The sequence below is a fragment of the Methyloversatilis sp. RAC08 genome, from assembly GCF_001713355.1.
Lineage (GTDB): Bacteria > Pseudomonadota > Gammaproteobacteria > Burkholderiales > Rhodocyclaceae > Methyloversatilis.
Map to the genome: position 1 here is coordinate 3,629,029 of NZ_CP016448.1, position 14,465 is coordinate 3,643,493.

Here is a 14,465-nt window from a genome sequence, read left to right on the forward strand (position 1 = left end):
TCAGTGTTCCTGCGCGGCGCGCCGGCGCAGCAGCAGCATGAAGAAGGGAGCGCCGAACAGCGCGGTCAGCACGCCGATCGGCAGTTCGGCCGGACTGACCCAGGTGCGTGCCGCACTGTCGGCCAGCACGACCAGCAGGGCGCCGGCCAGCGCACTGGCCGGCAGCAGCAGGTGATGCGATGGCCCGGCGAGGCGGCGCGCCAGATGGGGGGCAATCAGGCCGATGAAACCTATGGTGCCGGTCAGCGCCGTGGTGGCGCCGACCGATAGCGCGATCAGCACCACGCAGGCGCGGTTCAGCGTACCGACCGCCACGCCCAGGTGTGCCGCCTGCGCTTCGCCCAGCGCCAGTGCATCGAGCGGCCCGGCCTTGCGCAGCAGCAGCGCGAGGGCCACACCGACCGCAGCGGCGGCGGCGATGACACCCGGCCAGGTGGCGCCAGCCAGGCTGCCCAGCGTCCAGAACGTGAACTGCCGGACCTGGGCGTCGCTGCCCATGAACAGCAGCAAGCCGATGCCCGACATCGCGAGCGCATTGATGGCGATGCCGGACAGCAGCATCAGCGTGACCGAACTTCGGCCATTGCGGCGCGACGCTGCATAGACCAGCGCCGTGGTCAGCGCGGCGCCGGCGAAGGCGGTCAGCGGCAGCAGCGCACTGGCGGCCCAGCCCCCCGTGCTCATGGCGCGCTCGCCAAGGATGACGACGGCGGCCGCGGCCAGTGCGGCGCCGCTGCTGACGCCGACCAGACCGGGGTCGGCGAGCGGGTTGCGCATCAGGCCCTGCATGGCGGCACCGGCGATGCCCATGCCGGCGCCGGCGATCACCCCGAGCAGCACGCGCGGCAGACGCAGCGTCCAGATCACCAGATCGGCATCCGATCCGACCTGCTGCCCGAGCAGCGCGCTGACGACGGTGGCCGCCGGCAGGTCCACCGCACCGCTGGCCAGCGCATGGACGACGGCGCAGATCAGCGCGGCTGCCAGCAGCCACAGCGTCATGCCGGCCGGCGGGCCGATGCGCGGCAATTCGACACTGCGCAGGTTCATGGCGCGCGCATCCGCTGCGCCAGATCGAGGACGGCCGCCGGCAGGCGCGGACCGAAGCCAAGCAGACGCAGCGCGTCCAGCGTCACCAGCCGGCCGGCGCGCGCGGCGGGCAGGGCGGCCAGACCGGGTCGGGCGAGGAAGGCGGCGCGGCCGCCGGCGGTGGCGATCGCCTCGTCGGTGGTGACGATGATGTCGGGTGCCGACGCCAGGGCGGCTTCCAGCGTCAGCGGGCGATAGCCGTTGAAGCGGCCCGCCATGACGTTGATGGCGCCTGCATAGTCGATCATGGCTGCAGCTGCGGTGTCGTCGCCGGCGACCATCGGGCTGGCACCGCCATGATCGAGAATGAACAGCGCACGCGGGCGCCCTGGCAAGGTCGCAACCTGTTGCCGCGCCGTCGCCCAGTCGGCGTCGAAGCGCTCGGCCAGCGCGCGCCCGGCGTCGTCCAGCGCGAGCGAGGCCGCAATGGCGCGGATGGCGCCACCGACCTGATCGGCACGATGGCCGGCGTCGAGCTGCAGCACGCGCACGCCGGCGCCCTGCAACTGGGTCAGCGCAACCGGCGGGCCGGCGTCGGCGGTGGCGATCAGCAGCGTCGGCCGCATCGACAGCACGCCTTCGGCTGCCAGCGCACGCTGGTAGCCGACCCGCGGCAGCGCCTGCGCTGCCGCAGGCCATGTGCTCGTGGTGTCGGTCGCGACCACGCGGGCGCCGGCGCCGAGCGCATAGACGATTTCGGTGACCGCGCCGCCGACGGTGACCAGACGCTGTGCGCTGTCGGCCAGCGCCGGGCCGCACAGCGCGGCCAGAACGCTCAGCAGGGCAAGACGCTTCATGCGGCGACGGTGTCGGTTGACTGGCAGACCTGACGCACCAGCGCACGCCAGTCTTCGCGCTCCGGCTTGCCCGGTTTGCGCTCGCCGAAGAACAGCGCAATCGTTTCGCCGCTGGCGTCGAGCAATTCGACCGAGGTGACGATGCCATCGGAAGTCGGCTTGCGCACCAGCCAGGTTTCGGCCACCAGATCGTGCCGCAGATGCAGATTGAATCCGGGGTCGAGCACGTTCAGCCAGTTGCCCATGACTTCGATGCGATGCACCGGCCCGGTGTGGATCTGGATCATGCCGGGGTTGCCGACGAAGCACATGATGGATACGGACTGCGCAGCCGCCTGTTCCAGCAGCGGGCGCGAAAGCGCGTTGTCCAGCCGTTCGGCATGGCCGTCCGGCGCCAGCTGCATGGCCTGTCGGCGCGACACCTTGTGACGGCGCAGCAGCGGGAAGAAGTCATGCGTGTCCTGCATGGCCAGCCAGTCGCGACGGAAGGCGTCGGCGTCGATCGCGGCCAGCGGCGTTTCCGCTTCCGGCTCCGTGCTGCGCAGTTCGACCGGTTCGCCCGGCTGCTGGTGCTCGGCGGTGTAGGCGGCCACCAGTGCGTGCCAGGCGTCGAGCTTGGTGCCGGCACGCGAGAACACCTTGTGCACGGCGTCGCCGTGGCGGTCGTAGAACTGGAAGCTGAGCGACGTGCCGCGCGGCGTTTCGTCGGTCACGGCATAGCCATGCATCCATTGACCGTAGAAGATGCGCAGGTCGATCACGCTGCCCAGCGCAAGTCCCACATGCGCGTTGCCGGACATCGTTTCGAATTGGCCGGTCTTTTCATGCACCGCGGCTTCGTTGCGGGTCAGCACCATCACTTCGCCCAGTTCCGGCATGCGCTGGAACAGGGCCTCGAACGGACCGCGCAGGCGTATGGCATCGCGGCCGACGCCGCAGGCGATGGCTTCTCCTTCGCTGATGCCCAGTGCGGCAGCGGCGTCGCGGTTGCGCAGGCGCCGTTCGGCTTTCAGCGCGTGGAAGGTGTGGTACAGGCTTTCGGGATCGGCAGTGCGGGTCATGGAAGTCTCCGGCTCGGGGTGGGCAGGGCGTGTCAGGTGCGGCGGCGTGCGATGACGCCGAGCAGGCCGAGGCCGGCCAGCAGCGACAGCCAGGTGGCGGGTTCGGGTACCGGCGCGGCGAGCACGGCCAGCTGGTCGAGGCTCAGGTGGGCGGCCGGGCTGGCGAAGGCGAACTGCAGCGCGAGCGGGTCGGTGACCGTCCAGCGCCACCAGGCTTCCTCTTCACTGCCACCGAAGCCGCCCAGCGCGGCGGTGAATGACACGACCTTGCTGGCGGCGACGCCGTTGAGCGTTGCGATGTCATTGGCCGCCGTGCCCTGGGTGGCGATGCGCAGCCAGACGTCGTAGGTGCCTGCGGCAGGTGCGGCGAGATCGACGATGAAGTTCGCAGCGCCGCCACTGCTGTACAGGTTCCCGCTGCCGGTCAGGAAGGATCCAGCAGCCGGATTGGTCTGACTCAGCGAGCCGCTGCCGGCGATGTCCGGTGTGGCATCGAGGCTGGTGCTGTCGAACACATTCCATTCGGCATACACGGATGCGCTGGTCCACGGCGTGGCGGACGTGGCGCCGTTGCCGTCAAAACCGGCGAGCGGGGTGTCCCACACCGCACTGGCGGCGAAAACGGAAGAAGAAGACAGAACGCACAGCGCGCCGGTCGAGCACAGACGACGGAAAGACATGATGGGCCTCGTTCAGAGCCATGCATCCCTTCCCCGCGAAGGCGACTGCTCAGATGTTGTTTCTGATGATGTAAGTCCGCGGCCCCGCGCCGCCGGAAGGTGCTGCAAAAACGGTTCCGGTTCAGCCGGCGGCGAAATCGATCACGTAGCGGTACTGCTTGCCGCAGTCGATGATCACTTCCTTCTGCCCTCGCTTGAGCAGACGCACTTCCACGCTGAGCGACCCGAAGCCGTCATGCCGTATCAGCTCGTCGAGCAGGCCGGCAAGGCGGGATTTCAGGGCGTCCGACGACGAAGCGTTCAGACCTGAAGTGGCGTCGTGCATGGTGACCGGAGTGTCCGGCGCGGCAGGGCCGCGCTGTGTTGAACCGGTTCAAATAATAATGATTCTCAGTTCGGTGTCAAGCAAAAACAGCTGGAGGAAGGCGGGCCCTCATTCCGCTGGGGCGCCGTGCTCAGGCTCAGCCTGCCTGCGGTCGCAACACGAAGCGGTCGGTCAGGGCGGGCGTGCCGTGCGGCGTGACGGAGGGGTTGAGCACATCGAGCAGATATGCGCCTTCGCCCAGCTGCGCGAAAGTGGATGCGTCGAGCCAGTATTCGCAGCCAGCGATCTCGCCCAGCTTGACGTCGGACTCGCCGAGCGCAATCGAGCCGATGGGCCGGCACAGCGGCTGCACGCTTTCGGCCATTGCACCGTGGCGGAACATCAGCGGGCCATAGCGCGCGGACAGCCGGATGATGAGCATGACGGCATCAACGCTGGCGGTCAGCGAGACAGCCGGACGGTGGCCGGTACGATGGAGCGAGCATTCGGGATCGGATGAATGTGGCATGTGCGGATGTCGGGGCGCGACGTGTAGGTCTGTGCAATGGTTCGTGTGCGTCGCATCGGCAGGCCGGCGCACACCCCGGTTGAATCAGCAAATCCCGCGCCATATCAGGCGATGCGCTGCAGGGTACGGGCGGCAAAGGAAAAGTACGCATTCCTCAGCGCGGTCATTGGCGTCCGGTGTCCAGTAACGGTGCACCGGACTGTCCATGGCTGGAACGGCGTCTTGCTGCGTGGCCATGCTGCGGCCGGAATCTGTCAGGCCGGTAACATGACCGGAATATGAAGAAAGCTTCCGGTTTGCGCCTCGGAACGACATCGGCACTTTCAGAAGCGCAGCGTCAGCGACAGCTTCGCGCTGCGGCCCGGCGCCTGTACGCCGACCGCGCCGGCAAAGCCGTCCTGCAGGCAGTACACCTCGTCGGTCAGGTTGTCGATGTTCAGGCGCAGCAGGGCGTCCGGTGTCACGCGCCAGCTGGCGAACAGATCGAACACCCGCGCACCGAACTGGGTGCCGATGCGGCCGACGCCTTCGATGAACAGCGTGCCCGGGCGCGAGCACACCGTGGGTTCGGTGCCTGCGCTGGCGCGCCGTTCGCCGATGTCGCGCATGCGCACACCGGCTTCGATGCGCCCGTCGAAGCCGCGCACGCCGGCACTGGCGCTCAGCGTGTCACCCGGTACGCCGTAGATCGCGTAATCGGTACCGGCGACCGGGTTCGTGATGCGGCCGTCGATCTGCGACCACGCCAGTGTGGCGAAACTGCGCAGCCCGTCATACGACAGCTCCAGTTCGGTGCCCTTGCGCCGTTCCCGACCCGGCTGGGCGATGCTGCCGCCGACGTTGGAGATCGACTGCAGCAGGTGGCGGGTGTGGATGTCGTACCAGGTCGCGCGCGCCTGCCAGCGCCCGTCGGCGGCGCTCGCCGGCTGCGGCGACCAGGCGATGGTCAGTTCGTGGTTGGATGATTCCTGCGGCCGATACAGCCCGCCGCAGATTTCGTTGTCCGGTGCCAGATCGAGTGCCGGGTCATACGGCAGGCCGATGCCTGACGGGTCGTACAGCGGATTGGCGTCGCTGACCAGATTGCCCGGAGCAAGCGGATTGCCGGTGGTTTTCGCGCAGCGACTGGCGAAGCCGCCGCGTGCGAAATACTCGTCGACCAGCGGCGGCCGGAACGCTTCGTTGTAGCGCGCAGTGAGCGATACATCGCTGGCCGGAACGCGCCAGGTCAGCGCCAGCGCCGGCGACACCTTGACGAAGCGCAGGTCGGGCGACTGGCCGGCTGCAATCATGTTGCTGCGTGTCTGGCCTTCGGCGCTCACGTGGTAGCGGTCGATGCGCGCGCCCGGCGTCAATGTGAAAGCGCCGTAGGTCATTGCGTTTTCGACAATCAGCGCGTCGGACACCTTGTCGCCCGGAGGCTGCGCTTCGTTGAATCCGCCGGGATAGGTGCTCGCATTGGTACTGGCGTTCGACGTCACGCGCACGATGTCGCGGCTGTTGCGGATGCCCTGATAGCCCACCGTGAGCACACCGCGCAATTCGCCGAAGGTGTAGCGCAGGTCGTTGAACAGTTCGCCGGTCCAGATGGCATAGCGCCAGTCATCATTGCAGCGGTCGACCCGGAAGGCGGCCGGCAGCAGCGGTGACGGTGACACGCATATGCGGCTCTGGCCAATGCGGTGCAGATCGGCCAGTTCGGTCGTTTCGTAGGCCAGCGTGCCGCGCAGCGCGAGCCACGAATCCGGCGGCAGATAGCGCAGCGACAGATTGGTCGTGGTGTCATCGATGCTGCGCTGGACGATGCCGAAGCCGCCAGCACCGCTCGCCGTCGCGTCATACGGTGCGCGTTCGGGCCCGCCGGTGTAGCGCGTCTGACTCAGTTCGATCACCAGGTCGTCGGTGGCGTAGAAGCTTGCCTTGACGAAGCGGCTTTCCGACGCGGTGGCGGTCAGGTCGAGGCGATCGCCATCGGGCAGGCGGAAGTCATCGGAATCGCGCCGGGCGACCGACACGATGAGGTCGAGGTGGGCATTCGGCCGGCCGTACAGGGTGACCATGCGCAGCCGCTCGCGGCTGTTCCAGTTGTAGCCGTATTTCACCTCGCTGCCGAAGGTCTGGCCCGGCTTCAGGAAGTCGGCCGCCGACTTGGTTGTGGCCGATACGGTGCCGCCGAGCGCACCGGACCCGGCGGTGACCGACGGCCCGCGCTCGACCTGCAGCGCCTTCAGCAGTTCCGGCTCGATGAACACACCGCTGCCGAAGCGGTACTTCTCGAAGCCCTTGACCGCGCCGTCGACCTTGAACAGCACGTCCTCGTTGTCGGAGAAACCGCGCAGATTGAATTTCATGCCGCTGGCGCGCGGTCCGCCATCGACCGCCACGCCGGGGATGTCCTTCAGGATGTCGAAAATGGTGCTGGCCTGGCGCCGCGCGATGGCAGCGGCATTGATGACGGTGACCGGGCGGTCCGGCGGCAATTCGATCTCGACCGGGCGCTGCAGATCGCGTTCGTCGGTGACCTCGACTTCGGGCAGAACGGTGGTGTCATCACCGATTGTTTCGTCGGCATTCATTGCATCGAGTCGCGCACCCGATGGCGAACTCGATGCTGCGTTCTGCGCCTGCGTGCCGCGCTCAGGCGTGTTCGTGCCTTGCGCACCGGCTGCCGATGCGATGAAACAGGCGAACGCACAAAGTCCGGCGGCAGGCCAGCAGGCGGAACGGCGGACAGGACGCCTTGCGACGGTGGAGGGCTGGGGTGTCACGGGAAGTCTGCAACGGATGCAGCGCGCCGCGCGCGCTGCAGGGTGGACCGCCGGACCTTGTCGTCCGGCGGCGGGCGTTGATCAGCCCTTGGTGATGCGACGACGCGCGCTCATCGTGATCAGACCCAGACCGCCCAGCATCAGGGCCCAGGTTTCCGGTTCCGGTACCGGCGCCGCGACCAGCTGGTCCAGCTGGAAGGCCTCGGTCTGCGAGTGGGTGTCGGTGCCGAAGGTGATGCGGAAACTGTCGACCGGCACCGTGATGGCGAGCGCCGCGAGATTCCACGTGAAGGTGGCGTGGTTCGGGTTGTTCGGGTCCGACGCCACGACCTGACCGGTGAAGAAGTCGGTGTAGCTTAGGTTTTCGGTCTCGACCAGCGACGCGGTCAGGAACTGCGTGCCGTTGTTGTAGCTCAGGCGGGGCTCGTAACCGGTTTCGAACAGCCCGTCGACGCCATTGGCACCGCGGCTGATGTTGATGTAGCTCTGGAACACGATGCTGGTCAGGCCGTCGGCAGCGTCGGCAACCGCCATTTCGAAAGTCGAGCCGGCACCGCTGAACTGATACAGGCCGGCCGATGCCGGGTAGGCGCCGCCCGACATCTTGCGGAAGATCGTGTCGCCGGCGCTGCCGTCGACATTGGCAACTAGGCCCGCGGTCAGTTGTGCCGCCGTGATGCGGCCCGCCGTCAGGTTGTTGAAACCGTCGCTGGCGACCGAATCTGCCGGTGAGGTGAAGGATTCATGCGCGGTGGCGGCGATTGCCTGACCGGCGAAGGCAAAGGACAGCAAGGCGGCGGTGGTGAGGGCTGCGCTGGGCAGGCGTGACGTGATCATGATTGACCTCTCGAAGCGGGTTGAAGGCGTGGAGCCGGCGCGGTTGCGCGGCCGTGGACAGGAGACACGCCCGGGGGAGGCAGGGCAGTGAAGCGAACCGGTGATGCAGATAGATGAAGCGAACAGCGACATGTCAGCGTCTCCTGAGGATGCTTGACTGGCTGGATCGCGTGAGCGGATCTGGCTGGCAGCCCCGGCCGCAGCGCGGGCGGGGGAAAAGTGAAAAAGCAACAGCAGGCAGATCGGGGCAGGGCGCCCTATCGACCTTGTACCGGCAGGTGATCAGACGCGCAGGGCGTAGAACTCGACCACTTTCTGTGCTTCGAACGCGAAAGGGGTCGCGTCACCCGGCGGCAGGTGGGCGAGGCGCAGGCTCAGCGTCGCGGCGTCGAAGGCCAGCCATTCAACCCGTTCGAGTGGCGGTGTCTGCAGTGCGTCGACCACGCTCTGGACCTTGCGACCCTTGTCGGTCAGGGTGATGGTGTCGCCGACGCGCAGCCGGATCGACGGAATGTTCACGCGCCGTCCGTTGAGCAGCACGTGCTTGTGGCGCACCAGCTGGCGTGCCGCCGGAATCGTCGGCGCCAGGCCGCCGCGGAACACGATGTTGTCGATCCGACGCTCCAGCAGTTCGACCAGTTTTTCGCCGGTCGGCAGTTTCGAGCGTTCGGCTTCGCGGAACACGCCGCGCAGCTGGGTTTCGTTGAGGCCGTAGTTGTAGCGCAGCTTCTGCTTCTCCATCAGCTGAGCGCCGAATTCGGACTTGCGGCGGTTCGGACGTGCGCCATGCTGACCGGGTGGCGAGGTCCGGTTTTCGACGTTCTTGCGGGTCAGGCCGGGCAGGTCGGTGCCCAGTGCGCGCAGCACGCGCAGGCGGGGGCCGGTGTAGCGGGACATCTTCGGGGTCTCCGGATCAGTGGGCGGCGCGCAGGCCCGCATTGCCGACGGCATGCAGGCTCCAGCGGCCAATCAGTGCGTCGCACACCTCACGCATCAGCGGATCGGCGCGTTCGTCCTCGGCGACCACTTCGAGATGGCGGATCACCATCTGCGCGACTTCCGGGCACGGGCGTTCCGCAAACCGGGTCATGACGAACAGCGTGGCCGCGGCCAGCATGTTCGGACTGGCGTCGCCAGTGGCACTGTGTTCGGTCGTCATACCTGCATCCTCCAGCGGTGGGCGTGCGGGGCACGGGATGGCTGGCGGATGGCTGCCGGAGCAGCGGGCTGGCGCATGTCCTATTCAAAAGTGAATGGGAATGATTCGCATTCAAACACGGGCGTCAATGTCTGTCAAGCATCGTCGTGTGCGCGGCAGGTGAAGCAGTGTGTCGGAGGTCGCCCGTCGACGCGAGACGAAAAAAAACCGCCGGTCAAGGCGGTTTTCTTCAGGCTGCCGGCGACTTACTTCGCGCTGGAAGGATCAGTCACGAACCCGATGCGGGTCAGGCCAAGCCGTGCCGCTTCGCTCATGACGTGCGCCACCGAGCGGTAGGGCACGTTCTGGTCGGCCCGCAGCTGGATTTCGGCGCTCTTGTCGCGTGCGGCCGCTTCCTGCAGCTTCAGCTTCAGCGTTTCCTTGTCGATCTTCTCGCCCGACCAGAAAAGCTGCTCGTCGGCACCGATCGCGATCTGGATGTTCTCCGGGGGCAACTCGTTGGCGGAGGTCGATTCCTTCGGCAGGTCGACCTTCACCGCATGGGTCAACAGCGGTGCGGTCACCATGAAGATGATCAGCAGCACCAGCATCACGTCGATCAGCGGAATCATGTTGATTTCCGCCATCGGTCCATCATCGTCCTGTTCGAAACTTGCGAAGGCCATTGATGTGCTCCCGCTCAGTGCGCCGGACGCGCGGCGTCGCGGCCGTGCTCGACCAGTGACAGTACGCGGTCGCCGGTGGCTTTCGGATCGTTCGTGCCGACGTCCTTGATGCCGGTCGACAGCATGACGAACACGTCGTGCGCGAAGCTGTTCAGTTCGGCCATGACGTTGCGCGTCGAGCGGGCGAAGAAGTTGAATGCCAGCGCTGCCGGGATGGCGGTGGCCAGGCCGATGGCGGTCATGATCAGCGCCTCGCCGACCGGGCCGGCCACCTTGTCCAGCGTGCCCTGACCGGACATGCCGATCGCCAGCAGCGCGTGGTAGATGCCCCACACGGTGCCGAGCAGGCCGATGAACGGTGCGCTGGACGCAACCGATGCGAGGAAGGTCTGGCCGTACTCCATGCGGCTGCGGTCACGTTCGATCGAACGCTTCAATGCACGGGTCAGGAATTCGTCGGCGCTGCCCGTAGCGATCAAACCACGCGCGCCGGCCTTGCCGTTGCGCAGCGTTTCGACCGCGCTGAAGCCTTCATGCACCAGATGCGAGAACGGGTCGGTGACGCCGTTGGAGCGCATGTCGCGCGCAACGTCTTCCAGCGACGAGGCGTTCCAGAAGCGATCCATGAACTGGCTGCTGGCACTGCGCTGGCGCAGCGCAACGATGCCCTTGAGCACGATCAGGAACCAGGTGCCGATGGACGCGAGCGCCATCAGCACGACGATGGTGATTGCGACAGCATCCGCATTCGACAGGAAGTGCGCAAAACCCAGTGATTCATTCATCAAGACTCTCCATGTGAAGCCAGATCAAAGCCATAGTGCAAAAAAAGGATCGCCGCGCAGTGTACGCCAGCGGTTGCGTCGGTCAAATCATCGCGGCAGGCTGAAGCTGAGCGGGACCATGACCGACTCGGCGACCGCTTCGTTACCGCGCCGCGCCGGCACGAACTTCCATTTGCGCACGGCATCCAGCGCAGCCTCGTCGAGTCGGGGGAAGCCGCTCGACTTTTCGATATCGACCTTCGACGGCATGCCGTTTGCCTCGACCATCACCCGCAGCATCACCCGGCCTTCTTCGCCGGCACGGCGCGACAGCATCGGGTAGGCCGGTTTCGGGTTCGACAGGTAGGCGGCGTCGAAGCGGGGTGGTTCCAGTGGCGGCGGGGCGGCGACCGGTGCTGCCGTTACCGCGGCAGGTGCCGGAGCGGTTGCCGGTACGACATCGATTGCAACCGGTTCCGGCGGCGCAGGCTCCTGTACCGGTGCGCTCTCCGCGCTGGGCGCATCGGCAGCCGCAGTCAGCTTCGGCAACACGACTTCCTTGCGTCGGGGCACCGGTTTGGTGACCGGCTTCGGCGGCTCGGGCTCAACCTTCGGCTGCTCGCGCACCGGTTCGATGTCAGCCATCGGCAGCGGCTCGGGCGCAATCAGCGTCGCCAGCATGACAGTGGCGGGTGCGCTCGGCAGTGGCAGTTGGGCATGCATCAGCCAGAAAAGTGCGAGGCCATGCAGCAGCAGCACGGTGCCGAGCGAAAAGATGCGCGCCGGCGCGCCGGCATCGGGCAGGCCGGTCCATCGACCCGATGAGGTTGCCGGGGCGGCCTGAATGCGGAAGACGGGTGGCAGCTGTGGTGGCAGGGTTCCGGCGCCGCCTGCCAGCGCTGCGCTGCTCATGACGCCCATACCGGTGACGGCAAGCGGACGCGGTGCATCGATGGGAAGGAGGACAACGTCACGGCAGGCAGTGTAGGGAGGAACATCCGTGCTACTTCAACTTCGGGTGAGGACCATGGTCGTGACGGTGAGGGGACGGCCGGCACCCGATTGCCGGTCCTGCCCCGACCGGCAGCTCAGCTGCCGATTTCTCCCATCGCGGCCTGCGTGTAATTCTGCAGCCCCATCTTGTCGATCAGGTCAATCTGGGTTTCCAGCCAGTCGATATGCTCTTCGGTGTCCGCCAGGATCGAACGGAACAGGTCGCGCGAGACATAGTCGCCGGCTGTTTCGCTGCAGGCGATCGCTTCCTTAAGCGTCGTGTGCGAAACGTGCTCGATCTTCAGGTCGCAGCCGAGCATTTCCGGCACATTCTCGCCAATCAGCAGCTTGTGCAGATCCTGCAGGTTGGGCAGGCCTTCGAGCAGCAGGATGCGTTCGATCAACGCATCCGCATGCTTCATTTCCTCGATCGATTCGTGGTGCTCATGGTCGCCCAGCTGCTTCAGGCCCCAGCTCTTGTACATCTTCGCGTGCAGGAAGTACTGGTTGATCGCGGTCAGTTCATTCACCAGCTGCTTGTTCAGATACTGCAGAACCTTCTTGTCGCCCTTCATGTGCCGTCTCCTGTTCAGGCGGTGTCACTGCGTGACGCCTGACCGTATTCTAGGCCACACGAAGGCTTGTGTTGCACAGCATCAATTTCAGGCGGCGCAGCCGGACGCCAGCGGCGCGTGCGCAACGAGTGCCCGCAGATCGGCCCGGGCTGCATCGATCACTTCCTTTGCGGCGCGCACGCACTTGCCGCAATCCCGGCAGCAGCCGAGCTGACCGGCCACGTCACGCACGTTGCGGCAACCGGTGCTGACCGCAGCCTTGATGTCCCGGTCGGTGACCGGTTCGCACAAACAGATATACATGGCAGCTCTATTTGGTGAGTATCAACTTGCCATTGCGCGTGAGGCGCAATGAGTAAAGTTCGCCACCGTGATTGATGGCGACCTGTTTGCGGCCACCCAGCAACTGCGCCGAATCAAGCGTCGGCGACGGAGTGGGTGACGCGGCGGGAGCGTTGGCGGGTGTCTGCGGCAGCGGCAGTGCAGGCGTATTCATGTGCCAACAAACAAATAATAATGAGAATGGTTCGTATTAATACAGAAGGCCGAGCCGGTGTCAAGCGTTCGCTGCGCGGGCTGGAGACAGCCGCTGCTGACAGGTTCGTGCGGTATGCACGTCCCTCCCGGCTGCGCTTGCGGCCGCGTGACGTCACGGTGTCAGCGCCGCACCCTACAATCGCCCCATGAACACACCTCCCCGCGACGCAGAAGACACGCAGGCGTCGTCCTGCCCGACACGTCAGCCCGACTTCCTGATGTCGCAACGTCATGCTGAAAGGGCGGTCGGCCATGTGCTGTGGCTGAGTGCGATCGCCATGCTGACGGAAATCGTCGCCGGCCATCTGACCGGGTCGATGGCGCTGCTGGCCGACGGTTGGCACATGGCGACGCATGTCGCGGCAATGGGCATCAGCGCATTTGCCTACATGTATGTGCGCAGGCACGCCGGGCAGGCGCACTACAGCTTCGGCCCGGGCAAGGTGTCCTATCTGGCGGCCTATTCGTCCAGCCTGCTGCTCGCGGGCGTCGCGCTGGCCATGCTGTACGAGGCGGCGTCGCGGCTGCAGGCGCCTCAGGACATCCATTACGACGAAGCGCTCGCGGTCGCGGTGCTGGGGCTGATCGTCAATCTGCTCAGCGCGTGGCTGTTGCACGGCCACGATCACGACGATGACGGAGACGAGCACGCGCACGAACATGCGAACGGGCACGCCGACCAGAATCTGCGCGCCGCCTATGTTCACGTGCTGGCCGACGCGATCACGTCAGTCGCCGCCATCCTGGCGCTGATCGCCGGGAAGTGGGCCGGAATGGCCTGGCTCGACCCGGTGATGGCGGCGCTCGGCGGCGTGCTCATCCTGCGCTGGGCCTGGCGACTGGCCGGCGACAGCGCCGGCGTGCTGCTGGATCGCCAGATCGACAGTCACCTGCTGCACGACATCCACGACTGCCTCGCACGACACGGCGTACGCGCGCTCGACCTGCACCTGTGGCTGCTTGCCCCCGGGCGCCATGCGCTGCTGCTCACGCTCGCCGGGACGCCGGAACTGGATGCCGACCGTCTGCGGCATGAACTGGGTGCCATGGCGACGCTGGCCCATGTGACACTGGATGTGCTGTCGCCGGAGACATCTTCTGTTGCGCCGCAACAATCGCTATAATCGCGGGCTTTTCAAAAGGAGCGAGACATGGGTCTGGAACGAGTTCCGTCGGGCAAGGATCTGCCCAACGATTTCAACGTGGTCATCGAAATCCCGATGCATTCTGACCCGGTCAAGTACGAGGTGGACAAGGAGTCCGGTGCCGTCTTCGTCGATCGCTTCATGTCGACCGCGATGCACTATCCGTGCAACTACGGCTACATCCCGCACACCATCGCCGGTGACGGCGACCCGGTCGACGTGCTCGTGCTGGCGCAGTTCGCACTGCCGCCGGGCGTGGTGGTTCGCTGCCGTCCGATCGGCATGCTGAAGATGGTCGACGAAGCCGGCGAAGATGCCAAGCTGCTGGCCGTGCCGGTGGACAAGCTCACGCCGATGTACCGCTCGGTGCAGAGCCCGCGCGACCTGCCGCAGATCCTGCTGGACCAGATTTCGCACTTCTTCGAGCACTACAAGGATCTGGAACCCGGCAAGTTCGTCAAGGTTCAGGGCTGGGGCGACATCGAAGATGCCAAGCGCGAAATCATGTCGGGCGTCGAGGCCTACCAGAAAGCCGCCGACAAGCCGGCGTTCTGACCTTTCG

The 14,465-nt window shown here is 66.1% G+C and carries 18 protein-coding genes; 2 read left to right on the forward strand and 16 right to left on the reverse strand.

The genetic code is table 11. The annotated features are described in order from the left end of the window. The 16 genes from BSY238_RS16420 to hemP form a co-directional block, all read right to left on the reverse strand. Entirely contained in the window at nucleotides 1-1,050 is a 1,050-nt protein-coding gene (locus BSY238_RS16420) for a FecCD family ABC transporter permease (protein ID WP_069040097.1), read from the reverse strand. Next, entirely contained in the window at nucleotides 1,047-1,886 is an 840-nt protein-coding gene (locus tag BSY238_RS16425) for a heme/hemin ABC transporter substrate-binding protein (RefSeq protein WP_069040098.1), read from the reverse strand. The genes BSY238_RS16420 and BSY238_RS16425 overlap by 4 nt, the downstream gene beginning before the upstream one ends. Further along, nucleotides 1,883-2,947, reverse strand: a complete 1,065-nt coding sequence (locus tag BSY238_RS16430; protein WP_069040099.1) for a hemin-degrading factor — start codon at nucleotides 2,945-2,947, stop codon at nucleotides 1,883-1,885. The genes BSY238_RS16425 and BSY238_RS16430 overlap by 4 nt, the downstream gene beginning before the upstream one ends. 32 nt (nucleotides 2,948-2,979) lie before the next feature. Beyond that, a complete protein-coding gene (locus tag BSY238_RS16435) occupies nucleotides 2,980-3,627 on the reverse strand; it encodes a PEP-CTERM sorting domain-containing protein (RefSeq protein ID WP_069040100.1) in 648 nt (215 codons plus the stop codon). Between the two features lie 121 nt (nucleotides 3,628-3,748). Beyond that, nucleotides 3,749-3,952 (reverse strand): hypothetical protein, encoded by a 204-nt coding sequence (locus tag BSY238_RS16440; RefSeq protein ID WP_069040101.1) that lies wholly within the window; start codon nucleotides 3,950-3,952, stop codon nucleotides 3,749-3,751. Between the two features lie 136 nt (nucleotides 3,953-4,088). Continuing rightward, nucleotides 4,089-4,460: a DUF779 domain-containing protein gene (locus BSY238_RS16445; protein WP_069040102.1), complete on the reverse strand. Its 372-nt coding sequence runs from the start codon at nucleotides 4,458-4,460 to the stop codon at nucleotides 4,089-4,091. A 323-nt stretch (nucleotides 4,461-4,783) separates the two neighbouring features. Continuing rightward, entirely contained in the window at nucleotides 4,784-7,036 is a 2,253-nt protein-coding gene (locus BSY238_RS16450) for a TonB-dependent receptor domain-containing protein (RefSeq protein ID WP_069040103.1), read from the reverse strand. A gap of 273 nt (nucleotides 7,037-7,309) precedes the next feature. Next, nucleotides 7,310-8,065, reverse strand: a complete 756-nt coding sequence (locus BSY238_RS16455) for a PEPxxWA-CTERM sorting domain-containing protein (RefSeq protein ID WP_069040104.1) — start codon at nucleotides 8,063-8,065, stop codon at nucleotides 7,310-7,312. A gap of 282 nt (nucleotides 8,066-8,347) precedes the next feature. Next, nucleotides 8,348-8,962, reverse strand: a complete 615-nt coding sequence (gene rpsD / locus BSY238_RS16460) for a 30S ribosomal protein S4 (protein ID WP_069040753.1) — start codon at nucleotides 8,960-8,962, stop codon at nucleotides 8,348-8,350. A gap of 16 nt (nucleotides 8,963-8,978) precedes the next feature. Continuing rightward, nucleotides 8,979-9,224 carry a hypothetical protein gene (locus tag BSY238_RS16465; RefSeq protein WP_069040105.1) on the reverse strand — a complete coding sequence of 82 codons (246 nt, stop codon included), beginning with the start codon at nucleotides 9,222-9,224 and terminating at the stop codon, nucleotides 8,979-8,981. Between the two features lie 245 nt (nucleotides 9,225-9,469). Beyond that, nucleotides 9,470-9,889, reverse strand: coding sequence for an ExbD/TolR family protein (locus tag BSY238_RS16470; RefSeq protein ID WP_069040106.1), 420 nt, complete (start codon nucleotides 9,887-9,889; stop codon nucleotides 9,470-9,472). A 14-nt stretch (nucleotides 9,890-9,903) separates the two neighbouring features. Beyond that, the gene (locus BSY238_RS16475; protein WP_069040107.1) at nucleotides 9,904-10,674 is read right to left on the reverse strand and encodes a MotA/TolQ/ExbB proton channel family protein; all 771 of its coding nucleotides are present in this window, start codon (nucleotides 10,672-10,674) and stop codon (nucleotides 9,904-9,906) included. Between the two features lie 87 nt (nucleotides 10,675-10,761). Beyond that, nucleotides 10,762-11,565: an energy transducer TonB gene (locus BSY238_RS16480; protein ID WP_083224177.1), complete on the reverse strand. Its 804-nt coding sequence runs from the start codon at nucleotides 11,563-11,565 to the stop codon at nucleotides 10,762-10,764. Between the two features lie 176 nt (nucleotides 11,566-11,741). Beyond that, the gene (gene bfr / locus BSY238_RS16485) at nucleotides 11,742-12,221 is read right to left on the reverse strand and encodes a bacterioferritin (protein WP_069040108.1); all 480 of its coding nucleotides are present in this window, start codon (nucleotides 12,219-12,221) and stop codon (nucleotides 11,742-11,744) included. A gap of 87 nt (nucleotides 12,222-12,308) precedes the next feature. Continuing rightward, nucleotides 12,309-12,524 (reverse strand): (2Fe-2S)-binding protein, encoded by a 216-nt coding sequence (locus BSY238_RS16490; protein WP_069040109.1) that lies wholly within the window; start codon nucleotides 12,522-12,524, stop codon nucleotides 12,309-12,311. Nucleotides 12,525-12,531: 7 nt separating this feature from the next. Further along, nucleotides 12,532-12,717 (reverse strand): hemin uptake protein HemP, encoded by a 186-nt coding sequence (gene hemP, locus BSY238_RS16495; protein ID WP_069040110.1) that lies wholly within the window; start codon nucleotides 12,715-12,717, stop codon nucleotides 12,532-12,534. Nucleotides 12,718-12,904: 187 nt separating this feature from the next. Between hemP and dmeF the strand changes: the two genes are divergently transcribed. Both dmeF and ppa read left to right on the forward strand, forming a co-directional pair. Beyond that, nucleotides 12,905-13,882, forward strand: coding sequence for a CDF family Co(II)/Ni(II) efflux transporter DmeF (gene dmeF, locus BSY238_RS16500; RefSeq protein WP_223300182.1), 978 nt, complete (start codon nucleotides 12,905-12,907; stop codon nucleotides 13,880-13,882). A 27-nt stretch (nucleotides 13,883-13,909) separates the two neighbouring features. Beyond that, nucleotides 13,910-14,458: an inorganic diphosphatase gene (gene ppa, locus BSY238_RS16505; RefSeq protein WP_069040112.1), complete on the forward strand. Its 549-nt coding sequence runs from the start codon at nucleotides 13,910-13,912 to the stop codon at nucleotides 14,456-14,458. Nucleotides 14,459-14,465: the final 7 nt, after the last annotated feature.